At 51.1% G+C, this 23,103-nt stretch carries 26 protein-coding genes and 2 tRNA genes; 12 read left to right on the top strand and 16 right to left on the bottom strand.

Annotated elements, in window-relative coordinates; genetic code table 11:
* Positions 1–55: 55 nt before the first annotated feature.
* Genes rpl7ae through ndk form a run of 4 tightly spaced genes read left to right on the top strand, consistent with a single transcriptional unit; the run spans position 56 to position 1,293 of the window.
* Positions 56–424, top strand: a complete 369-nt coding sequence (rpl7ae, locus tag EYA77_RS00330; protein ID WP_011833864.1) for a 50S ribosomal protein L7Ae — start codon at positions 56–58, stop codon at positions 422–424.
* 4 nt (positions 425–428) lie between these two features.
* Positions 429–638, top strand: coding sequence for a 30S ribosomal protein S28e (locus EYA77_RS00325; RefSeq protein ID WP_011833865.1), 210 nt, complete (start codon positions 429–431; stop codon positions 636–638).
* 5 nt (positions 639–643) lie between these two features.
* The gene (locus EYA77_RS00320) at positions 644–835 is read left to right on the top strand and encodes a 50S ribosomal protein L24e (RefSeq protein ID WP_042698067.1); all 192 of its coding nucleotides are present in this window, start codon (positions 644–646) and stop codon (positions 833–835) included.
* 8 nt (positions 836–843) lie between these two features.
* Positions 844–1,293: a nucleoside-diphosphate kinase gene (gene ndk / locus EYA77_RS00315; protein ID WP_042698069.1), complete on the top strand. Its 450-nt coding sequence runs from the start codon at positions 844–846 to the stop codon at positions 1,291–1,293.
* Between the two features lie 130 nt (positions 1,294–1,423).
* Here ndk and EYA77_RS00310 read toward each other — a convergent pair whose 3' ends face one another.
* The 4 genes from EYA77_RS00310 to EYA77_RS00295 form a co-directional block, all read right to left on the bottom strand.
* Positions 1,424–2,620 carry an FAD-dependent oxidoreductase gene (locus tag EYA77_RS00310; protein WP_042698071.1) on the bottom strand — a complete coding sequence of 399 codons (1,197 nt, stop codon included), beginning with the start codon at positions 2,618–2,620 and terminating at the stop codon, positions 1,424–1,426.
* Between the two features lie 74 nt (positions 2,621–2,694).
* Positions 2,695–3,222: a nucleotide-binding protein gene (locus EYA77_RS00305; RefSeq protein ID WP_167815524.1), complete on the bottom strand. Its 528-nt coding sequence runs from the start codon at positions 3,220–3,222 to the stop codon at positions 2,695–2,697.
* Positions 3,223–3,381: 159 nt separating this feature from the next.
* Positions 3,382–4,236, bottom strand: a complete 855-nt coding sequence (locus EYA77_RS00300; RefSeq protein ID WP_167815523.1) for a formate/nitrite transporter family protein — start codon at positions 4,234–4,236, stop codon at positions 3,382–3,384.
* Positions 4,237–4,812: 576 nt separating this feature from the next.
* On the bottom strand, positions 4,813–5,682 hold the full coding sequence (locus EYA77_RS00295) for a formate/nitrite transporter family protein (protein WP_042698077.1): 870 nt from the start codon (positions 5,680–5,682) through the stop codon (positions 4,813–4,815).
* Positions 5,683–5,943: 261 nt separating this feature from the next.
* On the opposite strand from EYA77_RS00295, the gene glp reads away from it, so the two are divergent.
* Together glp and EYA77_RS00285 are read left to right on the top strand one after the other, a co-directional pair.
* Entirely contained in the window at positions 5,944–7,146 is a 1,203-nt protein-coding gene (glp, locus tag EYA77_RS00290; RefSeq protein ID WP_167815522.1) for a gephyrin-like molybdotransferase Glp, read from the top strand.
* Positions 7,140–8,615, top strand: coding sequence for a molybdopterin-binding protein (locus EYA77_RS00285; RefSeq protein ID WP_167815521.1), 1,476 nt, complete (start codon positions 7,140–7,142; stop codon positions 8,613–8,615). Before glp ends, EYA77_RS00285 begins: the two co-directional genes overlap by 7 nt.
* Here EYA77_RS00285 and EYA77_RS00280 read toward each other — a convergent pair.
* The 3 genes from EYA77_RS00280 to prf1 form a co-directional block, all read right to left on the bottom strand.
* Positions 8,612–8,830 (bottom strand): hypothetical protein, encoded by a 219-nt coding sequence (locus EYA77_RS00280; RefSeq protein WP_095641985.1) that lies wholly within the window; start codon positions 8,828–8,830, stop codon positions 8,612–8,614. The two genes, EYA77_RS00285 and EYA77_RS00280, sit on opposite strands and share 4 nt — an antisense overlap.
* A 77-nt stretch (positions 8,831–8,907) precedes the next feature.
* Positions 8,908–10,584, bottom strand: a complete 1,677-nt coding sequence (gene argS / locus EYA77_RS00275) for an arginine--tRNA ligase (protein ID WP_167815520.1) — start codon at positions 10,582–10,584, stop codon at positions 8,908–8,910.
* Between the two features lies 1 nt (position 10,585).
* Entirely contained in the window at positions 10,586–11,872 is a 1,287-nt protein-coding gene (prf1, locus tag EYA77_RS00270) for a peptide chain release factor aRF-1 (RefSeq protein WP_042698089.1), read from the bottom strand.
* Between the two features lie 159 nt (positions 11,873–12,031).
* Between prf1 and EYA77_RS00265 the strand changes: the two genes are divergently transcribed.
* Positions 12,032–13,552, top strand: coding sequence for an SLC13 family permease (locus EYA77_RS00265; RefSeq protein ID WP_042698092.1), 1,521 nt, complete (start codon positions 12,032–12,034; stop codon positions 13,550–13,552).
* 162 nt (positions 13,553–13,714) lie between these two features.
* Here EYA77_RS00265 and EYA77_RS00260 read toward each other — a convergent pair.
* The 5 genes from EYA77_RS00260 to EYA77_RS00240 form a co-directional block, all read right to left on the bottom strand.
* Positions 13,715–13,786 (bottom strand) — tRNA-Ala (locus EYA77_RS00260).
* Between the two features lie 86 nt (positions 13,787–13,872).
* Positions 13,873–14,895 carry a transcription initiation factor IIB gene (locus EYA77_RS00255; protein ID WP_042698094.1) on the bottom strand — a complete coding sequence of 341 codons (1,023 nt, stop codon included), beginning with the start codon at positions 14,893–14,895 and terminating at the stop codon, positions 13,873–13,875.
* Between the two features lie 28 nt (positions 14,896–14,923).
* On the bottom strand, positions 14,924–15,229 hold the full coding sequence (locus tag EYA77_RS00250) for an H/ACA ribonucleoprotein complex subunit GAR1 (RefSeq protein WP_167815519.1): 306 nt from the start codon (positions 15,227–15,229) through the stop codon (positions 14,924–14,926).
* Positions 15,230–15,358: 129 nt separating this feature from the next.
* On the bottom strand, positions 15,359–16,003 hold the full coding sequence (locus tag EYA77_RS00245) for a histidinol phosphate phosphatase domain-containing protein (protein ID WP_095641989.1): 645 nt from the start codon (positions 16,001–16,003) through the stop codon (positions 15,359–15,361).
* Positions 16,004–16,276: a signal recognition particle subunit SRP19/SEC65 family protein gene (locus EYA77_RS00240; protein ID WP_095641990.1), complete on the bottom strand. Its 273-nt coding sequence runs from the start codon at positions 16,274–16,276 to the stop codon at positions 16,004–16,006.
* Positions 16,277–16,451: 175 nt separating this feature from the next.
* On the opposite strand from EYA77_RS00240, the gene hypB reads away from it, so the two are divergent.
* The 4 genes from hypB (at position 16,452) to EYA77_RS00220 (ending at position 19,044) form a co-directional block, all read left to right on the top strand.
* Positions 16,452–17,099, top strand: a complete 648-nt coding sequence (hypB, locus tag EYA77_RS00235; RefSeq protein ID WP_095641991.1) for a hydrogenase nickel incorporation protein HypB — start codon at positions 16,452–16,454, stop codon at positions 17,097–17,099.
* Positions 17,100–17,208: 109 nt separating this feature from the next.
* Entirely contained in the window at positions 17,209–17,586 is a 378-nt protein-coding gene (locus EYA77_RS00230) for a 30S ribosomal protein S8e (protein ID WP_167815518.1), read from the top strand.
* Between the two features lie 562 nt (positions 17,587–18,148).
* On the top strand, positions 18,149–18,571 hold the full coding sequence (locus EYA77_RS00225) for a hypothetical protein (protein WP_143744993.1): 423 nt from the start codon (positions 18,149–18,151) through the stop codon (positions 18,569–18,571).
* A complete protein-coding gene (locus EYA77_RS00220; protein ID WP_042698111.1) occupies positions 18,568–19,044 on the top strand; it encodes a DUF2240 family protein in 477 nt (158 codons plus the stop codon). Before EYA77_RS00225 ends, EYA77_RS00220 begins: the two co-directional genes overlap by 4 nt.
* A gap of 15 nt (positions 19,045–19,059) precedes the next feature.
* Here EYA77_RS00220 and EYA77_RS00215 read toward each other — a convergent pair whose 3' ends face one another.
* Positions 19,060–19,449 (bottom strand): 30S ribosomal protein S6e, encoded by a 390-nt coding sequence (locus EYA77_RS00215; protein ID WP_095641993.1) that lies wholly within the window; start codon positions 19,447–19,449, stop codon positions 19,060–19,062.
* A gap of 69 nt (positions 19,450–19,518) precedes the next feature.
* Complete coding sequence (gene infB / locus EYA77_RS00210; RefSeq protein WP_042698117.1) at positions 19,519–21,288, bottom strand: translation initiation factor IF-2; 1,770 nt, start codon at positions 21,286–21,288, stop codon at positions 19,519–19,521.
* A gap of 187 nt (positions 21,289–21,475) precedes the next feature.
* Here infB and EYA77_RS00205 point away from each other — a divergent pair.
* A tRNA-His gene (locus EYA77_RS00205) sits at positions 21,476–21,548 on the top strand.
* Positions 21,549–21,815: 267 nt separating this feature from the next.
* Here EYA77_RS00205 and EYA77_RS00200 read toward each other — a convergent pair.
* Positions 21,816–22,307 carry a TspO/MBR family protein gene (locus tag EYA77_RS00200; RefSeq protein ID WP_167815517.1) on the bottom strand — a complete coding sequence of 164 codons (492 nt, stop codon included), beginning with the start codon at positions 22,305–22,307 and terminating at the stop codon, positions 21,816–21,818.
* Between the two features lie 294 nt (positions 22,308–22,601).
* Positions 22,602–23,060, bottom strand: a complete 459-nt coding sequence (locus EYA77_RS00195) for a peptidylprolyl isomerase (RefSeq protein WP_167815516.1) — start codon at positions 23,058–23,060, stop codon at positions 22,602–22,604.
* Positions 23,061–23,103: the final 43 nt, after the last annotated feature.

Here is a 23,103-nt window from a genome sequence, read left to right as displayed (position 1 = left end):
TGACCGCTGATGAGCGATGACAGAGGGTAAAACCTCTCGAGTGAAGTGAGTAATTATGGCAAAGATTTACCAGAAGTTTGAAGTCCCAGAAGAACTTCAGAACAAAGCACTTGAAGCTCTTGAGCTTGCACGTGACACCGGAAAGATTAAGAAAGGCGCAAACGAGGCAACCAAGGCCGTCGAGCGTGGAATTGCAGCTCTCGTCTTAATCGGCGCAGACGTTGCACCCGAAGAGATCGTCATGCACATCCCCGGACTTGCAGACGAGAAGGAGATTCCGTTCGTTTTCATCAACAAGCAGGCAGACATCGGAGCCGCATGCGGCCTTGACGTCGGATGCACTGCAGTAGCAATCGTTAAAGTCGGCAAAGGCAAAGAGCTCGTAGGAGATCTTGCCGGTCAGATCAAGGCACTGAGAGGATAATTCCATGCCTGATGATGCAACGCCAGCAGAAGTAATCGAGGTCATCGGCCTTACCGGTATGCACGGAGAGGCATCCCAGATCAAATGCCGTGTCCTTGATGGCTCAAACAAGGGGCGTATCATTACCCGTAACACTTTCGGACCTATCCGTGAGGGTGACATTCTGATGCTCCTTGAAACGGAACGCGAAGCAAAGAAACTTTCCAGACGGTGACGAAAATGGTGGATACATATACCTGCAGCTACTGCGGAAAGCAGCTTGAACCCGGAACCGGGAAGCTCTTTGTGAGAAAAGACGGAGCAGTCTTCTATTTCTGCTCATCGAAATGCCAGAGCAACTATAAGCTCGGCAGAATCCCCAGACGTGTAGCCTGGACCGCAGCAGGTCGCAAGGCACGCGGTAAGGAGTGATTTAATTTATGGAACGCACCTTTGTGATGATCAAACCCGACGGTGTTCAGCGCGGACTTGTCGGCGAGATCCTGTCACGCTTTGAAAACAAGGGATTCAAACTCGTAGCCGGAAAATTCGGCGTTCTTGCTGAATCAATTGTTGACAAGCATTATGAGGAACACCTCGCAAAACCCTTCTACCCGGGTATGAAAGCATACATCACGAGTGGACCGGTCTTCCGTTTTGTCCTCGAAGGTGAGAATGTAGTTGCAACGGTTCGTAAAATGAACGGTGCAACCAACCCGACAGAAGCTAACCCCGGCACGATCCGCGGCGATTATGCTCTGTCGATCGGCAAAAATGTCATTCACGCAGCAGACTCTCCCGAGAGTGCGGCCCGCGAGATCGGCATCCACTTTACTCCGGCCGAACTTGTCTCTTACACTAAGATCGACGAGTCCGAGCTTTACGAGTAAGGCCGTATATCTGAGATATATTCTCAGCCAATCTTTTTTGCGCTGCTTTTGCCGATGAGTTTTTTGAATGAAGAGGGGACCCGCTTCAGAGAAAAAAAGCTGTATCAGCTTTTTTGAAAAAAAGAGAGAGTTATCTTCGCAGATAGTCATAGGCCGACAGAAGAGCTTTGACTCCTTCGCCGACGGATGCTGCGATCTGTTTTGCTTTGATGGAGGTCGCATCGCCGGCAGCAAAAAATCCCGGGATGTTTGTTGTGCAGTCGATATCGATGAGGATCTCTTTATTTGGATTCATGGCTGCAAAGCCTTCGAAGACCGAGGTGTTCGGGTCAAGACCGATCCCAAGGAATACGCCGTCGACGGGAAGTTTTTGTTCAGCTTTTCCCAGAAGGGCAGATACCCCGCCGGTTTTTTGCAATATGACATACTCAAGAAACTGACCGCCGCCAAACTCCGATATGGTATATCCCTTATGCAGGACCACGTTCTTCTTTGTTTTGAGCCGGTCGATGAGCACTTTGTCCGCTTTGAGCTGACTGCGAACGATCAGGTGGATCGTTGACGCGATGTCGCTTAGTTCGATTGCCATGTCAACGGCAGTATTCCCGCCGCCAAGGATGCCGACGACTTTGTCTTTGTACAGCGGACCGTCGCAGACAGTACAGATCGCAACACCTTTGCCGAGATACTCGGTCTCGCCTTTCGCTCCCGAGAGACGCGGAGACCTTCCAGTGGCCGCTATGACCGCCTTTGCAGTGTAGCGTCCCCCGGCCAGTGTTTCGATAAAGAAGTTCTCCCCGGTTTTGGAAATGCCGGTGACCACATCGTCAACAAAGATCCCTCCGGATTTTACCGTATGATCATAGATCTTTTTCATCAGCTCTTCGCCGGAGACATCCGGAACGCCGGGATAGTTTTCCACGACATAGCTTTGATTCACCATGCCGCCAATAGATCCGGCGAGCACGATCATGTCCATCCCTTTTCGGGCGCCGTACATCGCGGCCGAAAGACCTGCTGCCCCTGCACCGATCACTACCAGATCATGATATACTGCAGATACAACCGGGCTTTTCTTTTCCGGTTCCTCTCCTTTGAGAATTTCCATGATCTTTCTGGTATCGTCACCGACCACGATCTTGTCGCCGTCGATAATTGTGACCGGGACCCCCCGCTGCCCGGTTATTCTGATCATTTCAGCAGCGGCGTTTTGATCGGCGCCCACATCGATATTGGTGTAAGCTATATGCTGATTATCAAGATACGTTTTCAGTGCTTTACAGTGTGGACAGCCCGAGAGCGAGTACACAACCACTTCATGAGACATAAGCAAACATTCTGATCTTAAAGGATTAATACTATTGGTTCCAGACACCCGGTGATGAAAAAATAGGGGAAGAGTTAATGATATTTTTTGATTTTCCTGGTTTCTGATGAGACAAGAGCCTCATCCATCTCCAGCGGGGTCAGGGTGTCGATTTTTTTCACTCCTATTGCGTGAACGACAAGATCTCCTGCAAAGGCAAATCGTTTGACGATCATCCCGACGACCTGCACATTGTCCCCGACCCTGACATTGATATCAAGAGGGGTGGACCGCTGGGCAGTGATGGTTCCCGACCCGTCAAAGATCTTATATCCCGGGCGGTTGATGAACGTGCCTTTCACACTCTGGACGACACCCTCGATGCGGACGGGTTTGCCTGCCATGGAAGGGCCGAGCTGTTTTATCCTGCAGGGTTTTGCTTCAGCTTCGTATTCGGGCAGAAGTCTGAGATACTGACTTCCCACACTGTAACTGTTCACCAGAGGAATGATCAATAAACACAGAGAGAGCGGGATACCCCAATAGAGGAACATACCGTCACCAGTTGCAAAAAATGACCAGACAAAGAGTGCAAGGAAAAATATTACAACAATATAGTGCATAGGGGCCAAGCTGATTTTTACGCCTTTTATTTTCATGAGAGACACCGGTCGTTAGTGATAGTGCTATTTCTTAGGTTAAATAGATGCATGTCTTGTATGATGCAGCAAAAGAAAAAGAGATGGTTTGGATAAGATGCGTGGAATCACGCTGAACTTATCTTATTTTGCTTCGCAGAGTGCACAGATTTCTGACTTGTAGCAGTAGTAGTAGACGATTGCCATGAAGATGACAGCACCAACGATGTTACCAAGGGTAGACCAGATGATGTTGTTCGTCCACATACCGACCCAGTTCAGGTTCTCAACTGTGTTTCCGGTAAATCCGTTTGTCAGGATTGCGGCCGGGATGAAGTACATGTTTGCAACACAGTGTTCAAATCCGGAGGCAACGAAGGCCATGATCGGGAACCAGATTGCAAAGATCTTGGATATGACTTCATCAGCTGCAAGGGCAAGGAAGATAGCAAGGCAGACGAGCCAGTTACAAAGGATACCCTTGAAGAAGACAGAGAGAATGCCCATTACTCCGGTGTAGGAAACCTTGGCAGCTCCGATAGCGATAGCACGGGTACCAAATGCGGTGACCGTGGCAACGCCTGCTGCGTCCCATGCGGTGTACGGACCATAGGTGACAAGGAATGCCATGAAGACGGATCCGATAAGGTTACCGATGTAGACAACAACCCAGAGATAAACAAGCTTGCCGATACCGATCTGTCCCTGAAGAAGTGACATCGGGGCAAACATTGCGTCACCGGTAAAGAGTTCTGCTCCGGTTAAAACAACGATAATTAAACCAACTGGGAAAAGAGCACCAGTTACGAACTGTCCTAAACCTGCGCCCCAGACTGCTGCGACACCGGTCGATCCAACTGTTGCAAGGGCAGCACCCATTGCAATATACACACCTGCAAGAAATGCGCGAACCAGCATGTTGAATGCTGGAAGGTTGCATTTACCTTTGCCGGCCGTTCCAATTTTGACGCATACCTGCGCCGGACTGAATGTGACCATAAATAAACACCTCACAACCCTGCCGGGAAAATACCTGACCGGGTTGCGTTATTTTCAGATTGGAGTAGTTCCTATTTAAATCATACCAAATGATATGAAGAATCATGATAAACTGAGAGGACATAAATTTTATCAGGTTAACTACATTAAACAAAATAACTGTTTAAGTAAATTTAAATATATTGACTCATTGGATTTTCCCGAATGCGCGGAAAACACAGTGAGAAAATAAGCGCCGGGAAACTGACGAAACAAAAACCTTATTTACATTCCATCATATCCGGCAAAATCCGCCCGAGATCCGCATCGCTCAAACGAAAAAAATACTGTCTGTCGAAGATGAACAAGGGCCGATAGAAAAGGAGGTATTGTGAAAGTACTCCTGGAAAAGTATCCAGGCACATCTATTTCTCAGGTAATTTATCATGATCCCAAGCGTTTGAATGCAAAGACGCTTCGCGCGCGAAGAAAAAAGAGGAACGATCCCGTTTTCGCTCCTCCTCTTTTCTGAAAAAGCCGGCGCATTCCACCGTTGACAAGACAAAAGAAAAATGAGAGTGAAGAGAGAAAAAGCGGCTATGCTTTGCCCCTCGTGGTTTCTGCACATAACGTGCAGATCTCCGACTTGTAACAGTAGTAATAGACGATCGCCATGAAAACCACTGCTCCAACGATGTTGCCAAGCGTTGTCCAGATGACGTTGTTCGTCCACATCCCGACCCAATTCAAATTATCTACGGTGTTTCTGGTAAAACCGTTCGTGATGATCGCTGCAGGGATGAAAAACATGTTTGCAACACAGTGTTCGAATCCCGAGGCCGCAAAGGCCATGATCGGAAACCAGAGAGCGGCGATCTTCGATATCACATCATCCGCGGCAAAACCGAGGAACAACGCAAGACACACAAGCCAGTTACAAAGAATCCCTTTGAAGAAACAGGAGAGAAGGCCCATCGTTCCGGTGTAGGCGACTTTGGCCGACCCTATCTGGATCGCACGAAGACCAAAACTCGTCACCGTTGCGGCGCCGAGCGCATCCCACGAAGAATATGGCCCGTAACTGACCAGAAACGCCATGAACACGGATCCGATAAGATTGCCGACATAAACGACAACCCACAGATAAATGAGTTTGCTCATTCCTATATGACCCTGAAGGATCGCCATCGGAGCAAACATCGCATCGCCGGTAAAAAGTTCTGCGCCGGTGAAGACGACCAGCATCAGCCCAACCGGGAAGACCGCACCTACGATGAATTGAGCGATCCCCGGGCCGAAAATGTTTGCAACACCGGTCGAACTTACTGTTGCAAGCGTAGCGCCCATTGCCACATAGGCGCCGGCAAGAAATGCACGAACCAGCATATTCAATGCCGGAAGACTGGTTTTTGTAACACCAGCGGTTCCAATTTTTACGCAAACCTGCGCAGGACTGAATGTAACCATAATTTTACCCCATTCACAATTCAGTCATAAAACCCGATGTGATGTGTTTATACCCGGTATGAATGAGCAGATATATCAATCATTCTTTTTGACATGATTAATCATGATAAATGCAGGTTCCGGAATTTTCCATTCGTTTGGCCCGTCCGTACAGCCATATGCGGGGCCCCTTACGCTAACATTAAGCGTTTGGAAAAACCACTCCATATGAATGAAGAGTGGATACAACACAATAAGCACAACCGGATCCGGGGGACGCGCATGAGATTTCTGAAACTCATATCCGTTGAAGAGGCGGAAAAAATCCTTCTCTCGCTGGGAAAACTCCTGCCCGCCGAGTACGTTCCTCTGGAAGACGCCTGCGGACGGATCCTCGCAGAACCAATAACATCTCCAGAAGATATCCCCGGATTTGACCGCTCCATCAAAGACGGATACGCCGTTCGGTCCCAAGACACGCTTGGAGCAGGAGAAAACAAACCAAAGCTTCTGAACATGACCGGCAGGATCGCGATGGGGGAGAACACCGCCGGACCTATCGGAGAAAAAGAAGCAAAATATATCCCGACCGGCGGCGTCATGCCCAAAGGAGCCGACGCCGTAATAATGCAGGAACACACAGAACTCGCCGGCGACGTGCTTCTTATCAAAACAGCAGCCAGCCCGGGTCTGGATGTCCTGAAATACAATGAGGACTTTTCGAAAGGAGAAAAGGTATTCCCGGCCGGCCACAAAATAACCGCACAAACAGCCGGCGTTCTTGCAGCCTTCGGATGCGACCCGGTCCTGGTCAGAAAACGTCCGGCAGTCGGGATCATCTCGACCGGAAATGAACTGGTATTGCCCGCGGATACGCCAAAATTCGGGCAGATACGCGACACGAACACCACACTCATCAGATCGTACATGACGGAACACGGAGCAACCCCCGTCTTTTACGGCATCATCAGGGATGATGCAGAAGCATTGACACCAATCGCGGCCAAAGCAGCCGCCGAGTGTGATCTCGTCATTCTTTCCGGCGGCAGTTCGAAGGATGAAAAGGACGTCACTTCACGCGTCATCGAGACCCTGGGAAAAGTCCATGTCCACGGCGTATCCGTCGCTCCCGGCAAACCCACGATCATTGGAAGCATAAACGACGTCCCGATCCTGGGTCTGCCGGGTCATCCCGCTTCGACCTATATGATCACTACACTCTTTGCCGGCCCTCTTCTCGCAAAAATGACGGGAGCAGTGGAAAAACCGCGAAAAATCAGCACACCCCTTGCCATGAGTTTTCCCTCCGAAAAAGGAAGAGAGGATCTCGTCAGAGTCAGAGTCACAGAAAACGGCGAAGCAGCACCTGTCCTTGGAAAATCCGGCCTTTTGCATACGCTTGTTCAAAGCGACGGCTATATCCGGGTCCCGGCAGGCCGTGACGGATGTGAAAAAGGGGACATTGTGGAGGTATTATTATGGTAAAACGTTATCTTGATGAGATCAGTCTGAAAGATGCAGTCGATATTGTCAGAAAAACGCCGGCTGTCGTCGGATCACGGGAGATGAACCTCCTTGACGCCTGCGGACATATCCTCGCACAATCCATATACGCGAAGTACTCGGTTCCGGAAGTTCCCACAGCAGCAATGGACGGGTTTGCGGTCCTCGCAAAGGAAACGGAATCGGCCTCAGACCAGACCCCGGTCACCCTCACAAACTTTGACCGGGTGAACACCGGAAACGTCGTCAAAAAAGGATTCGATGCGGTCATAAAAATCGAAGACACCTGGTTTGTTGATGACGATCCAAAAGAGATCGTCATCAGGAAAAATGTCAATCCCGGATCATACATCAGACCGCCCGGGGAAGACATCCGCAAAGGTCAGCTCATACTTCCCGCAGGAGCAAAGATCCTTCCGTTCAACATCGGCGCTATCGCCTCGTACGGGATCACCTCGATCAAAGTAAAACGAATCTGCATCGGGATCATTCCGACAGGATCAGAACTGATAACTCCCGGAACGCAGCCGGCTCCGGGACAGGTGGTCGAGAGCAACACACTGATGGCTGAAGCATATCTCCGTCAGTTCGGCGTCGATGTGATCAGATATCCTCCCGTGACCGATAACCGCGTACTCATCCGCGGAGCGCTGGAAAAAGCTGCGGATACGTGTGATATCGTCATCATCTCAGCCGGTTCATCTGCCGGGACAAAGGACTTTACGGCCTCGGTGATCAGCGAATTGGGAAAACTGCTTTTCCACGGCCTGGCCATGAAACCCGCGAGGCCTGCGATGTTTGGGATCGTAAACAAAAAACCGGTGTTCGGAGTCCCGGGCTATCCTCTGGCGGCCCAGAGCGTCCTGAGAATACTGGTCGCCGAACTTTTAGAAAGCTGGGGATGGACCGGGCCGGAAAAAAAGACGATCCCCGTCGTTCTCGGCTCGACAGTCGCCTCTGAAGGAGGTATCGACGAGTTCAGTCTCTACGCCGCCGCGAAAATCGGGGGCCGGTACACGGCGATCCCCCTTTCCCGCGGATCAAGCGTCCAGATGGCCGGGATACGAAGCAACATCATTGTCCACATCCCCCTCGGCGTTGAAGGATACGAAGCAGGAGAAACGGTCGATGCAGTACTCCAGGTCCCGGAAGAGGAGCTGGAGCAGACGGTCCTTATTGCCGGAGTATATGATCCGGCGCTCGACCGCCTTGCCGAGAAGTGTATGCTTGAAGGGATCAAGATCCGGCTTGGACCCGCCAGCGGGGTTGCCGCCCTTATGCTTCTGAGAAAAGGAGCCTGCCATCTTGCATCAGTAGCAGCGGAGGATGACTGCACGTTCTGCGGAGACGAGTACACCGCAAAAACGTTCGGGCAGCTGAACGTAGTAACTAAAAAAGAGATCACCGACAAAAAGGTGGAAAGAGTACTGGCCCTTGCTGCAGAGATCTAGATCTCTTCCAGATATTTTTTCAGAGCCGGCCAGTCACGGATCTTGATCAAAGCTTCCGCTTCTTTTCTCTCCGGAACATTCAGGCATTTGGCTCCAGAAACAGCGTCGGAGAGTTTTGCGATCCTGACCTCTCTGACATCATTGTCACCTTCTTTTACCACCTGGGCCAGCTGCTCAAGGAGCAAAACTGCATCAGCTGCTTTTGTTTTTGACATAAATGATACTGGCACGGATGAGAATATAATAGATTCTATCAGGGTAAAAAAGAACAATTCAGGTCAAAGACCTGAAGTTACATACTTTCCAGAGCCTCGATGCCGAGAACACCAAGAGCCTGATAAAGAGTATTTCTGCACGCATCAACAAGGGTGAGCCGTGCATCCCGGACGTTTCCTTCTGCCTTCAGGACCGGAGCAAACCGGTAGAAGGAGTTGAAAAGATCCGCGAGATCGCGAACATAGGTTGCGAGGAGATGCGGGCGGAGTTCCACCACGACTTTTTCGAGAACAAAGGGGAACTGTGCGATGTGTTTTGCCAGAGCAAGTTCATAGGGATCAGAATAGGCATAACACTCGGTAAATCCGCCGTCAGCACGCGCCTTTTCCAGGATCGAACAGGCCCTTGCATGGGCATACTGGATGTAGGGGGCACTCTGACGTTCGAAATCGAGGGCCTCCTTCCAGTCAAAGACCGTCGATTTTTCCGCAGAGACCTTCACGATATCATAGCGGACCGCGCCGACGGAAACGGCGGCGGCGATTTTTGCCCGTTCTTCTTCGCTGAGTTCCGGCCGGCGGACGGTTACCTCCTCCATCGCACGTTTCGTTGTCTCGGCGATCAGCTCATCCGCGGTGATGAAAACACCGCCCCGGGTCGTCATGGAACCTTCCGGAAGGGAGACGAACTCGAAGTGGACGATCTCCGGCGGCTGTTCGCCGATAAGTTTCAGCGTCGTCTGCAGCTGAGCTCCGATCAGTTTGTGGTCGGCGCCGAGAACATCGATGCTTCTGTCGCACTGAGCGTTTTTCCAGAGATGGAAAGCAAGATCACGCGCTGCATAGACGGATGTCCCGTTGCTCCGGCGAAGCACATATCGGTTTCCAAATCCTTCTCCGGAAAGATCGAGGTACATCATCTGTCCTTCGTGATGAACGGTCGGAAGTTTTTCGATCCGGTTCAGGACATCCTGCATCGAACCGTTCCAGAGGAAGGTGGTCTCCCGAACGAATTTGTCATGGACGACATTCATCGAAGAAAGGGTCTCTTTGATCCCGTCAGCGCAGATATCCACTGAGTCATGGAAGAGCTTCACGGTCTCCGGATCGCCGGCTTCGATCTTTTCCATCATTGAATCGAACTCAGGTTCGATCTCGGGTTTTGCCTTTGCGATTTTGTTTGCCTCGACGTAATGACGGACGATATACTCGTCGCCTTTTTCTCCGGGAAGACGGTCGTAATGAAGGTTTTTGACTCCCCAGGCAACGATCGCGATCTGACGGCCCATATCATTGAGATAATACTGTGCCTCGACCGGGTAGCCGGCTTTTCTGAATGCGCGAACGAGCGTGTCGCCGATCACCGTGTTTCTGATATGACCCACATGCAGAGGTCCGTTCGGATTTGCGCTGGTATGTTCGATGATGACCTTCTCGTTCCGTACAGGCAGCGTTCCGTAATCAGGGCTGCGGGCTGCGCGAACGGATTCTGCCACATATTCCCCGCCAAAGACGAAGTTGATGTAGGGACCTTTGGCTGAAACTTCGATGCCTTTTGCATCGGGTCTTGCCGAGATCGCGGCGACAAGCTCGCCGGCGATCTGTGCAGGATTCTTTCTCTGTGTTTTTGCAAGAGCAAATGATACGGTGGAAGCAAGATCGGCGTGATCCCCTCCGTCGGTGATCATAACATCTTCCAGACCTGTGACTTCACGAAGCAGGCCGATTGTTTTCTCAATATATTCACGGTACATATTACATCCCTGTTGGATAGCGGAGAACGGCCGCGATTCCGCCGAATGCGGAGTAAAGCATTGCTCCTTCCTCGAAATCTTCTGAAATGATCTCGACTCTGGTGTTTGATGCATCGGCAAGTTCAGTCAGCTCGTCGATGATATCGGCTTCTTTGCTGAGAGCGAGCGGAGACTGACACTTCGGGCAGTAACCAAACGGCAGATCTTTTGCTTTTTTACCGGCTTCGATCTTCACGGTCTTGACTTCTTCATAGCCGCAGTTTCGGCAATTCAGCGTGAGACGGACTTTTCGCAGTTTTTCAGAAAGAAGCAGGGTGTCGACTGCCCCGGCTTCCAGATTGAGCCGGACACTGTCCTCACCATACGCGGCGGCTCCGTTCTCTTTGATGAGTTCTTTGAAGAACCGGGACATCTCCGCTTTTTCATCCATGATGCCGACGCCGCGAAGAGCTTCCTGGGCATTGTCCACGAGTTCGCGCAGACCGAACTCATTGGTATAGGAGGAGTCGAAGAGACCGATGATCCGTTTCTGGACTTCGTGATGAAGGAAGTTGCCTGCAGCGAACTCCTCTTTGGTCGGCATCGGGCCGCCGATCAGCACACCCTTGAACTTCTCAAAGAAGTTCGGTTCGGCAAGGAAGGCGGCCGATGCGCGTTCACCGACTTTGCTGTAGAAGTCATGGATCGCGATAAGTCTGAGACGCTCGAAACGAACGCTGGACTGACCGCCTTTTCTCTGTTTACCCGGAACTGTGGAGTGGGTGCCGTTGATCGGCTCGATGTGGGTGCCGCGGAGAAAACCCCAGTAAGCCTCACGGCGGTCGAGAACCAAGAGTCCGTAGACATATTTGTCATCGAGCATCGCCTTGAGCGGCTCCAGTTCAAACGTTGAACTGCACCGGTAACTGTAGGTCTGGATGACCTCCGGCGGCTCGACGATGATGGATTCCAGATCGGTTTTATCCCCGCCCACGTTGATCGCACCGCAGAAAACGGCCATGCCGTTTGGCGGCGGGTTCTTGAAGTATTTCAGCCGTGCGAGGATCGAAGAGAGAGCACTCTGGACGTTTGACCTTGTCTGTTTGCTTTTGATGTTTGCACACTGACCGTATTCATCGCGAAGCTGGGCGGTTACGTCATAGATCTGCTTGTCCGGCGGGATATAGAGAGAGATCAGTTCAGTTCCCGATCCCTCTTTTTCTTCTAACCGTTCCAGTGATTTTTTGAACTCATATCGCTTTCGTGCTTCGTCTTTTTCGATTTCGTGCTGGGAATGTTCCTCTGCCATTGTATATACAACCCTTTACTATCCGGCAGTAAACCGGCGGTAGAATGTGGTGTATTATTGGAGGTGAGAGGTGATTAAATATCGGGTCGGGAAATCAGCCGGATCTCCGACGTGAAAAATAGTAACGCTCATTACACCTTCTGCTCAATAAAATAAGTTATGAAAAAAGGTTATGGGTTAATACTGGGCATCACAGCATTTCTGATTCTGCTGATCGCTCCAATTGATCCTGCCATGTTGCCGGTCCCCGCGCGTCTCGCCGCGGCAGTAACGGTAATGATGGCCATTTTTTGGATTACCCAGCCGATCCCGATCGAGGCGACGGCCCTCATACCCCTGGTCGCGTTTCCGCTTCTCGGGATACTCAAACCCGCTGAGGCGGCAGTTCCCTATGCGGATAAGGTGATTTTCCTCTTCCTCGGCGGTTTTATCATAGCCATGTCGATGCAGAGGTGGGGACTCCATAAAAGGATTGCATTGAAAATAATCAATATTACCGGGACGAGTCCAAAGCGTCTCATTCTCGGATTTATGATTGCTACAGCGTTTCTTTCGATGTGGATGTCAAATACCGCGACCGCGATGATGATGATTCCTATCGCGATCGCAATAATTGCGACGGTCCTGCCGACAAAAGTCTTCGCGGATATGGAAGCTCCCCACAAAGCGTTTGCCGGCTGCCTTGTTCTCGCGGTTGCTTATGCGGCCGGTGTGGGAGGCATCGGGACCCTCATCGGAACGCCGGCTAACGGCATCCTGGCTGCACAGATGGCGCTCATTTTCCCGCAGAGTACGCCGATCGACTTCTTTACCTGGATGGAGTTTGGAGTTCCGTTCGTTATCGCGATGATTTTTGCGATCTGGCTCTGGCTTACAAAAGTCGCATACAGAAAAATGCCGAACGTGCTGGTCAATGCGAAAGAGGCGCTGGATAAAGAGGTCAAAGAACTCGGACCGATGTCGCGCGGAGAAAAAAACACCCTCTTCGTTTTTGTTCTGACGGCACTCTGCTGGATCTTTGCTAAAAGCAAAGATTTCGGCTCGTTCACTCTTCCCGGCCTGGATGTGTTCATCCCCGGAATCGACGACTCGACGATCGCGATCTTCGGTGCGCTTCTTTTGTTCTTCCTGCCGATCAGCTGGAAAAAACAGGAGTACACCATGAACTGGCAGTGGGCAGTCCGCATCCCCTGGGGGATCCTTCTGCTCTTCGGCGGAGGTATGTGTCTTTCGGCTGCGTTTATCAAGAGCGGCCTCGCGCAGACGATCGTGGGATATCTGGATGTGCTCAACGGGGTCCCGATCCTGCTCATCGTTCTCGCCATAGCGATTTTGGTCACGTTCCTGACGGAACTTACCTCTAATACTGCGATAGCTTCGGTGATGATGCCCATCCTCGCAGTTACGGCGATCTCCCTTTCGGTGAATCCGTGGATCCTTATGATGACGGCTGCGGTCTGTTCATCGCTTGCATTCATGCTTCCGGTAGCCACCCCTCCAAACGCGATCGCCTACGGAACAGAGTATGTGGAGATGAAGGACATGGTCACCGCCGGATGGTTCCTCAATCTGATCGGTGTTGTGATATTCACCATCTTCGTCTTCACGATCGTGTTATGGGCATTCGGCATCACGATCGATCTTCCGTCCTGGGCGCTTGTATCGACCGTGAAAATCTGATCTTTTTTTTGGATCTTTCAATAGCCAATTTTTTTTACGCAGAAACAATTCAACGCCGGGGAATCATACCTCAAATACAAAGTGATCCGGCGATTCTTATCCGCATGCAAAAGGGATGAAGCCGCCTCAGAGCAATGATCACTAAAAAAAGCAAAAAACGAATGGACCCGGCGGGATTTGAACCCGCGGCATCTACGTTGCGAACGTAGCTATCTACCCCTGATATACGAGCCCGGGAAATATCTCTATAATATAGGACAAAGTCCCTTTTAACTTTATGGTCTTGCAGCTTCAGCTGCGGGAAAAAATATTCAGAGAGATCATAAAATGATCTCGATATCCAGCTGTTCTGCCAGTTCTTTGTATCTGTTTCGGATCGTCACTTCCGTCACGCCCGCCACGTCCGCAACTTCGCGCTGGGTCCGGCGTTCTCCGGAAAGGATCGAGGAGATGTAAATCGCAGCGGCGGCAACGCCCGTTGGCCCCCGTCCGCTGGTGAGTTCACGCTCTCCTGCCTGTTTCAGGATCTCCATCGCACGTGACTGGACCTCGCCTTTCAGACCGAGACCGGAACAGAACCGCGGAACATAGTCGCCGGGAGAGGTCGGAAGAAGTTTCAATCCAAGCTCACGGGAGATGAACCGGTAGGTCCTGCCGATCTCTTTTCTGGAGACACGGGACACTTCCGCGATCTCGTCGAGCGTTCGCGGAACATTGCACTGACGGCAGGCTGCATATAGCGCAGCTGCTGCCACACCTTCGATACTTCTTCCGCGGATCAGATTCTTATCAACGGCATCACGGTAGACGACTGCGGCCGTCTCACGCACATTTCGCGGAAGACCGAGAGCCGAGGCCATTCGATCGAGTTCGGAAAGTGCGAACGCCAGATTACGCTCGGTCGCGTTCGAAACTCTGATACGGCGCTGCCATTTTCTCAGACGGTACAACTGTGCCCGGTTCTTGGATGAGATCGCTCTTCCGTAACTGTCCCGGTTTCTCCAGTCGATCATCGTGGAAAGACCCTTGTCGTGGATCGTAAAGGTCATCGGCGCACCGACACGTGACCTCTTCATCCGCTGATCATGATCGAACGCCCGCCATTCCGGCCCGCGATCGATAAAATCATCATCCAAAACAAGACCGCAGTGCTGACAGACAAGCTCCGCACGTTCATAATCATGAACGAGCTGCTTGCTCCCGCACTCCGGACAAACGGTCGCGGTCGCATCGTTTCCGCCCTGCTTCTCCTTCTCCTTTGTTACAAGCGTCGTCTCCTGACGCTGTTTCATTTTTTCTCTATCCGCTCGCAGCTGTTTCAGTTTTTCAATTTCAGTTTCCATGATTATAAGGTCCTTTTCGATCTACGGATTAACGCCTGTTTGCACGCATATCGCGGCTATATTTGTGAGATGAATTTTTTCTGGGTTTTTCCGGTCTGGTTTCGGGGATAACATACAGCTTGTCTCCTGCATGTACACCAAAAGCCGAATCCTCGCTGCACAAAACAGTCAGGTACGGACGGGAAACACTCCCATAAAGGTCAACAATTTTTCCAACAGATCTGCTTTGTTCATCTGCAACCTCTGTATACAGAGGAGGAAGCTGACCAGCATCACTTTCAACAATCAGTAACCGCCTCCCGAGACGGGATACAACATTCCCTGCAATTTTCACAAATCAAACCTCGATGATCACCAATAAGGCGGTCAGGCAACCCGTGGAGTTCAAACCACAGAGTATTTATGCATAATATAATGCGTAAGAAGTACTATAAATACATTCCCCACAATACTAAAATAGAAATTAGGGAGAAAGGATCTCGGCGGACGTAAGGGAAAGAACCTTTTCTGCCTCGTCTTCATTCATCCCCGCCCCCCGGGCGACCAGACCGCGCATTTTTTCGGTAATTATATCATCCGGACCATGGATATCCGACTGGACCACGACGCCGGCCCCCGCGCGGCGCGCAGACGCAAGAACATGACCGTTTGCCCGGTTGTGCCCCCCTCGTGAAGTGATCTCCAGAAACACCCCGTTCTTCGCTGCAAGCAAAGCCTCTTCGTCAGTGATCATTCCCGGGTGAGCGAGGATATCCACATCCGGACAGGTCACCGCCGCCAGATTCGTTCCGGGAGCCACCGGTTCGGTGACCGTTTCCCCATGCACGATCACCACTTCCGCGCCAAGCGATCTGGCATACTTTGCAAGACCCGCGATCTCGGACGGGGGAACATGCGTGATCTCGACACCGGTAAACAGCTTCACCCCATACAGTTCCGCAGACCTCTTCACCTTTTTCTGAGCTGCAATCAGATCCTCCACATTCGAATAATCAGCGTGATCGGCGATCCCCATCTCCGTATATCCGGCCGCCGCCATCCGGCGGATCAGCTCCGTCGGGATCAGTTCGCCGTCGCTCATCGTTGTATGACAGTGGAAATCGTACATTTACTTCCCGCCGAGTTTTTGTGCGACTTTCGTCAGAAGGGCCTCTTTGGATCCGGCATACTCCACCTGGATGCGCCCCCCGGACTTATGCCATTGAGCCGGGTGATGGGCATCCCGTTCCTCTGCAAGAACCGGGATCCCGCAGACTTTTGCCGCGCGGGAGATCATAGCCATATTCGGGGCGGAAACAGCCAGACTCTTTGCTACGCGCCGGCCGCCGGCACGGGTCAGGGAAGCATCAAAGTAGCACGGATAAAGAAAACGAATTGCCATTAGAAAGTACTGTATGCTGTGAAAGCCAAAATGGCTTTCGTGCCTCTCCGGCCGTACGGCCAAACGGAGGAACAGGCGGACCTGTGTCCACATACTAAATCAGAATATCGTATGACGCAATCACACTTGAAAAGACATGCGTATCTATAAACATAAAAAACCACAATACTATACTATGCATCACGTGGATGTTCACATGGAAGCCGAGATATACGGCGCAAACAACCGTCTGGCCGAGCACAACGCAGAACACTTCAAAGCCCACAATGTCCGTGCATTCGACCTTCTCGGCGCGATCGGATCCGGCAAGACCTCTTTGATCGAAAAACTCGTTCCTGAACTCAGATCCCGGGGAAAAGTCACGGCAGCAATTGCAGGAGATGTGTATGGTGATGATGATTTCCAGCGGATCATCAAAACCGGCATCATCGCATTCAACGCAAACACCGGCAAAGAATGCCATCTTGACGCCCACCTGGTCCACCACGCGCTCGACCACATGGACCTTGACGATGTCGACATCGTCTTCATCGAAAACGTCGGAAACATGGTCTGCCCGACCGATTTCAAACTCGGCGCGGAGAAACGCATCGTCGTCATCTCGACCACCGAAGGCGACGACGTCGTCAACAAACACCCGATGATGTTTCGGGACTGTCAGATCGCGATCATCAACAAAGTCGACTTAGCAGAGGCGGTCGGCTGCAATGTCGAGAGAATGATTCAGGATATCAAACGCTACAATCCTGAGATGCTTATCATCAAAACCAACCTGAAAAAAGGGGAAGGCGTCAAAGAGATCGCCGATGTCATTCTTGCCTAAACGAATTTAAATATCGGTAGAACCAACACATATAGGACTCTGGAAGAGACTGATGTCTGAGATACTCAGACGTTGATCAGAGATACAAATTTAGGAGATATTAAACAAAATGCTTTGGCAAGGTAAATCAGTAAGAAAAGCGACCGGAGGTCGTTATCATGCATCCCGCGGAAAGAAAAGGTTCGAGATCGGCAGATCCCCGGCTGATACCATCATCGGGATCACCCGCGTAAAGACCATTCGCGTGACCGGCGGCAACACCAAGGTCCGCGCACTCCGCTGCGAGTTTGCAAACGTCAGCGACAAGAAGACCGGAAAAGTTCAGAAAGTCAAGATCAACTCTGTTGCAGAAAACGCAGCAAACCCGAACTACGTCCGCCGTAGCCTCATGACCAAGGGAGCAATCATCACGACCGAACTTGGTAAAGCCCAGATCGTCAGCCGCCCGGGTCAGGACGGCGTTATCAACGCGATCCTGATCGAATAAAAATATAGAGATCATCTCTTTACCACATTCATTTTTTCGTCAGGCGGTGAAACTGCCGCCAGATTCGGTTTTGAAATTATAAAGAAGTAATGAGTGATCGCCGTAACGCGTATCTCACGAAAAACCTTTATCGAGCGTCTTCTGACTTTCGTCATCCAGGCCCGTGACATACACAGAACTTCCCTCACGCATCCTGAATGACGGCCGAGAAAGTCGGCATCGGCGATCCGGCGGCTGAGATAACCGATATCGCCGGAAAGTGGCCTATCGCGTCGCCTGTCCGATAATGATCGTAAAGTAATAGTGATCAAAATATCTTCTTTTCTTAGGAGTTACGCGGTGTGATCTTAACCGAAAATACTGACGTACGTCTGAGATGAACTTCGATTTTGTGTATGGCATTAGCGTTGGTGTATGAGATAATTTAACCGCGAATAAGCGGTTAAATAATCTCTTGTGTCCACCCCCAGGAATACCCCTCCAGAATTGGATTGAGATCACACCGCGTAATTCCTATTTTCTTAAGGACAGCTTCATGTATTCGAATGGCGAATACTCTGGTATGCGACGCGTATCATACCTCTTCCCCCACACCTGCGATCTTATGTTTGACGTTCCTTTGCCCTTTTCTGCCTACCTGCAGGGAATGACGAAACTCGCCGACCGGCAGGACAACTTCAGAACCGCAAACGGCCCCGTCAAACGGGAGATCGCCGTCTTCATCGCCCACGACCGGCTCGGATTCGAACGGGTCAGCAAAACCTCGCACCTGGAACGGGAGGTGACGGAAGAAGCTGACATGCAGATAATCCTCACCGACACCATCCTCAAATCCAGCGGTCATGTGCCCTTAAACGAACAAAAATTCCTTGTCAAAGGGATCAGCAAAGGACCGTTCACCGAGGTCTACATAACAAAATCCCCTGCGATCCCCGGCATCTCCTCACCAGAACTGAAAGAAATGCTCCGGGAGCTTTTTACATGAGCGAGCGCGAGATCGCGGTCTGTGCGCCGTTTCGGCACAGAAATGCCGGTCAGCTTCGTCAGGTCGATCTGATCTTCTATTACACCCAGGATAAAAAATGGATGAGCCTGGACAAAGCAAAAAAGCTCATCGCCGTTGCGGAAAAAACCGGCCTCATCAAAAAAGAAGCCTCCGGTGACTACTCACTGCGTGAAGACCTACGGGAACAAAAGATCCCGCTTGGGTTTCGCCCCACCGACGAGATCTTTGTCATCGACGAAAGTGAAACGCTCGACATTCTGGAAAAACTTCTGGACGAGATCGCTGACGCAAGCAAGATCGGTAAAAAAGAGCTGGCCGGCGAGATGGAACGGATCAGAAAACAGTTTGACAACCTCATCAGCCCGGAAGCCGCGGTCATCCTTCTGGCAAAAAAATATCACGCGCCTTATGACAACTACAAAGCCGATCTGATCAAACGGATCGGCGAATAAAAAAAATATTGAGATTTATTCTGCTGCTGCAGCAAAAATCTCGGCGACCGGCTTTTCGCCGTAAACAGTAATTTTTGCATTGACCTGAACGAAGTCAGCAGCGATCTCATTGCCGCGCTGGCTCTTTCTTCTTCTCTCACCGTTGTGGGTTGCGTTGAAGCCGAATCCGTCGGAGATCAGAAGACCTCTTCTGCCGTTACCCGGAAGGTCCGGGCGTGCCGGGGTGCCGATCTTGTCAGATCCGCCGGTGATCGTGATCTTATATCCGCTCATGCCGAACGGTGCTCCGTCGACCTCAGTACCGATCTTCTTTCCAAGAAGAGCGCCTGCTGCAGCGCCTGCTGCATCTATTTTGTACGAAAGACCGGTTTTCGGGTCTGAAAGTACGAGCTTAAAGTCTACCATTGTATATACACATCTCCTCGATATCTATGATGCCGAAGTACCCATATATTTAGTATCTCCACATTTATACTACTTGCCCCAGAAAGGTTGTGTTTTCCGGAAGATGCTCGTGTACTCCTCGAGCGCCTCGACGGTGCCTGCATTTAAATGGGAGAGCATTTCCGTCTCCAAAACCTTCACATGCCGCTCCGGAATTGCCACGTAAAGGGTCTCGCCGATATCGATCTGTCTGCCGATTGTGACGCCGTCTATCGAAACGGCGACCTCTGCGCCCTCTTTTGCCTCGGTCACACTCTCTTTGTTCAGCTTGATCTGTTTGATCTCGCCGACGATTTTTCCCTCACGCGTGGCAACACTGACCTTGGGACGCAGAATGCCGCCCAGGACGCGCACGCCGACGACCGCCGGCCCGCTCATCCGAAACACACATCCCGGCAGGATGGAAAACTTCGCCGGCAGAACGACCGTCTCGAACTGTTTTGCTTCTTTGGCCCGGATCATCTCATCCTGCCATGCAAGATACTCGTCGATGAGTTTGTAGATGACACGGTTGGAAAAGATCTTCACATCCACCTCACCGTCGCGGACCATGACCTCGGCGTCAGGAAGGAGCGGAACGTTGAAACAGAGAGCTGCTTTGAACAGATCCTCTTTTATCACGCTGATATCGATCAGATCCCGGCGTGACAGGGGACCGACGTTCGCGCGCATGATCGGGATCTTCTTTGCGTTCAGTTCATTGGAGAGAGCTTCCAGCGCGCCGATCGTGTCCGCCCGGACACTTACCCCCACATCCGAGAGGGTGATGTTGATCTCCTGCATCTCCTCGTCGATCTTTGCCAAAACCTCATCGTGATCACCGCGGATCACGCGGATCGGGGATCCGGCAACGATCGATTCCAGATTCGGCGCGGAGATCTTCACACCCGCCGCCGCCACGACGGATTTGACCCGCATAAACTGGTCTTCGACGAGGATCTCTTTCATGGGCCGGGGCTGAAGGAGAGCGCGGACTTTCGTCGATACCGCTCCTTCGCTGCCGGCGATGCCTATCTCATCACCCACACTGATGATCCCGTCGTAAAGGATTACATCGAGCGTCGTTCCAAGCCCTTTTTCCTCCTTGACCTCAAGAACGGTCCCGACCCCCGGGCCGGTGATCGTCGTCTGGAGACCTTCGGCCAGATATCTCTGGGCAAGCCCGATCATGATCATCAAAAGATCGCCGATGCCTTCGCCGGTCATGCTGCTCACCGGGACGATCACGAGGTTTCGCTGGAAGTCACTGACTCTGTCAAATCTCTCGGAGTTGAATCCCATATCCGAGAGTTTGCCGACCAACTGATACACGCGGTTTTCACACTCGGTCTGGACACGTTCGGTCTGATTCTTGTAAGCGGTCTTGAACGAGGCATTGGGAGTTGGCCGCCAGCCGGGGATCTTGTCGATCTTGGTCGCAGCAATGACAAACGGGGTTTTGCAGTTCCTAAGGATCTGGAGTGCTTCGATCGTCTGCTGTTTGAATCCTTCGTTCACATCGACGACCAGGATCGCGATGTCTGCGAGTGCCCCGCCTCTTGCCCGAAGCGTGGTGAATGCGTGGTGTCCGGGCGTGTCGATGAACAATAGTCCGGGGACATTGGTTTTCAGTTTGCCCAGATCCCCGCTCATTTTTGCGATCGAGTCGAAAGGAATGAGGGTCGCTCCGATATGCTGGGTGATTGCGCCCGCTTCTCCTGCGACAACTTTCGATCCGCGGATACGGTCGAGGAGCGATGTTTTTCCATGATCTACGTGCCCCAATACGCAGACGATAGGAGTCCTGATGTGTTCTGCCATGATATTGAATCCCCATTCTCTGATGACTAACCATTCAGAGATAAATAGTGAGTATCTATTGGCAGTGCAGGATTATTAATATAAAGGGGAGAGGGAAAATTCCGGCGGCGGAAAAAAGATATGTTAATATCTGAAAAGACCATATCTATTAGAGTGTTTGAGCCACATCGGCGCAGGCAGAGATCAGGCTAAGGTAGGGTAGCTGGACATCCTTTAGGATTGTGGATCCTTAGACCCGGGTTCGACCCCCGGCCTTGGCCCTTCGTTTTTCAACCGGGATTTATGCGGTGTTTTCCCAATTTGGGAAGGGTATTACTGGGAGTAGACACAAGAGATTATTTAACCGCGAATAAGCCCAAGCGGGCTTTGCCCGCTTGGGCTTATTCGCGGTTGTTTTATCTCATGTTTCTGCAATACTGCCGTACACGAAATCGAAGTACGTCTCATAAGTACATCAGTTATTTTTTACAGGTGAGATCGCACCGCGTAAGTTCTATTTCAAAAAAAAGTTAGGAGTTTTTTGCCGTCTAGTTGATCAGCCAGATCGTCGCGGTCAAAGCGGTTGCAAAAGTCACCCAGAGGATATACGGGATGAGCAGATATGCTGCGACCGGTTTGATTTTGTAAAAGAGATACATCGTTACACAGATCATTACCCAAAGGACGATGATCTCGATCGTGGCTCCAAGAAGCAGGTGCCAGCCGAAGAACATATACGACCACAGGACATTGAGTCCGAGCTGGATCAGAAATACGACCGTTGCGATCTTAACCTCTTTTTTCTCCCAGCCCTGCGCGAAGATGTAGCCGGCGGCAAGACCCATCAGGATATAGAGTGTGGTCCAGACCGGACCGAACAGGAAGTTCGGCGGCTGCCAGGCGGGTTTGATCAGTTCAACGGCAAACCAGGAGTCAGGGCCGGTGATCGTAACGATCGTGCCGAGAAATCCTGCAAGAAGAGACAGGATGACAAACCCGAGCATAAGATACACCGTTTTCGGCTGTATTTTTGTGTTCATAGATGATACTTCGCATCACAAAGTATTTAATCCTGATTTTAGATGCAATTTTTCTTTTGCGGGGATCTTTAGGTCCCTCAGCCGAGCAAACCGAAACTGAATTGAATGGGACTTACGCGGCGTGATCTCAATCCAATTCTGGAGGGGTATTCCTGGGGGTGGACACAAGAGATTCGCGGTTAAATTATCTCATACACCAACGCTAATGCCATACACAAAATCGAAGTTCATCTCAGACGTACGTCAGTTTTTTTTCGGTTAAGAGCAAACCGCGCAACTCCCACTAAAAAAAGATTAGAGCAGGGTCGCTTTTACGATCACGACATTCTCTAAGGGCTTGTCACTGTAATTTGTCTTGACCTTCCCAAGTTTTTCCACAACATCCATACCCTCGACGACTTTACCGAACGCCGGGTGGGCTTTATCGAGATAATTGTTGTTTGCAAGATTGATAAAGAACTGACTGCCGCCCGTATTTGGTCCGGCATTTGCCATAGAGATCGTGCCTTTGTTGTTTTTATTGTCCGGCATGAACTCATCCGGAATCTTATATCCCGGCCCGCCGCATCCGGTCCCGGTCGGGTCGCCGCCCTGGAGCATGAATCCGTCGATGATCCTGTGGAAAATGACCCCGTCATAAAATCCGTCCTTCACCAGTTTAGCAAAATTCCCGGACGTCACCGGCATATCCTCACGGAGCTCGAGAACGATATCCCCGTGATTCGTGGAGAGAAGTACTTTTTGTGCTGTCATGTATCTAGTTGTGTGCAGACAAAAATAATAAACATGTATCATG

It is taken from the genome of Methanocorpusculum sp. GPch4 (genome assembly GCF_012062385.1).
GTDB classification, from domain to species: Archaea; Halobacteriota; Methanomicrobia; order Methanomicrobiales; family Methanocorpusculaceae; genus Methanocorpusculum; species Methanocorpusculum parvum.
The sequence above is the reverse complement of the archived record's forward strand: the minus strand, read 5'-3'. Positions and strand labels throughout refer to the sequence as shown.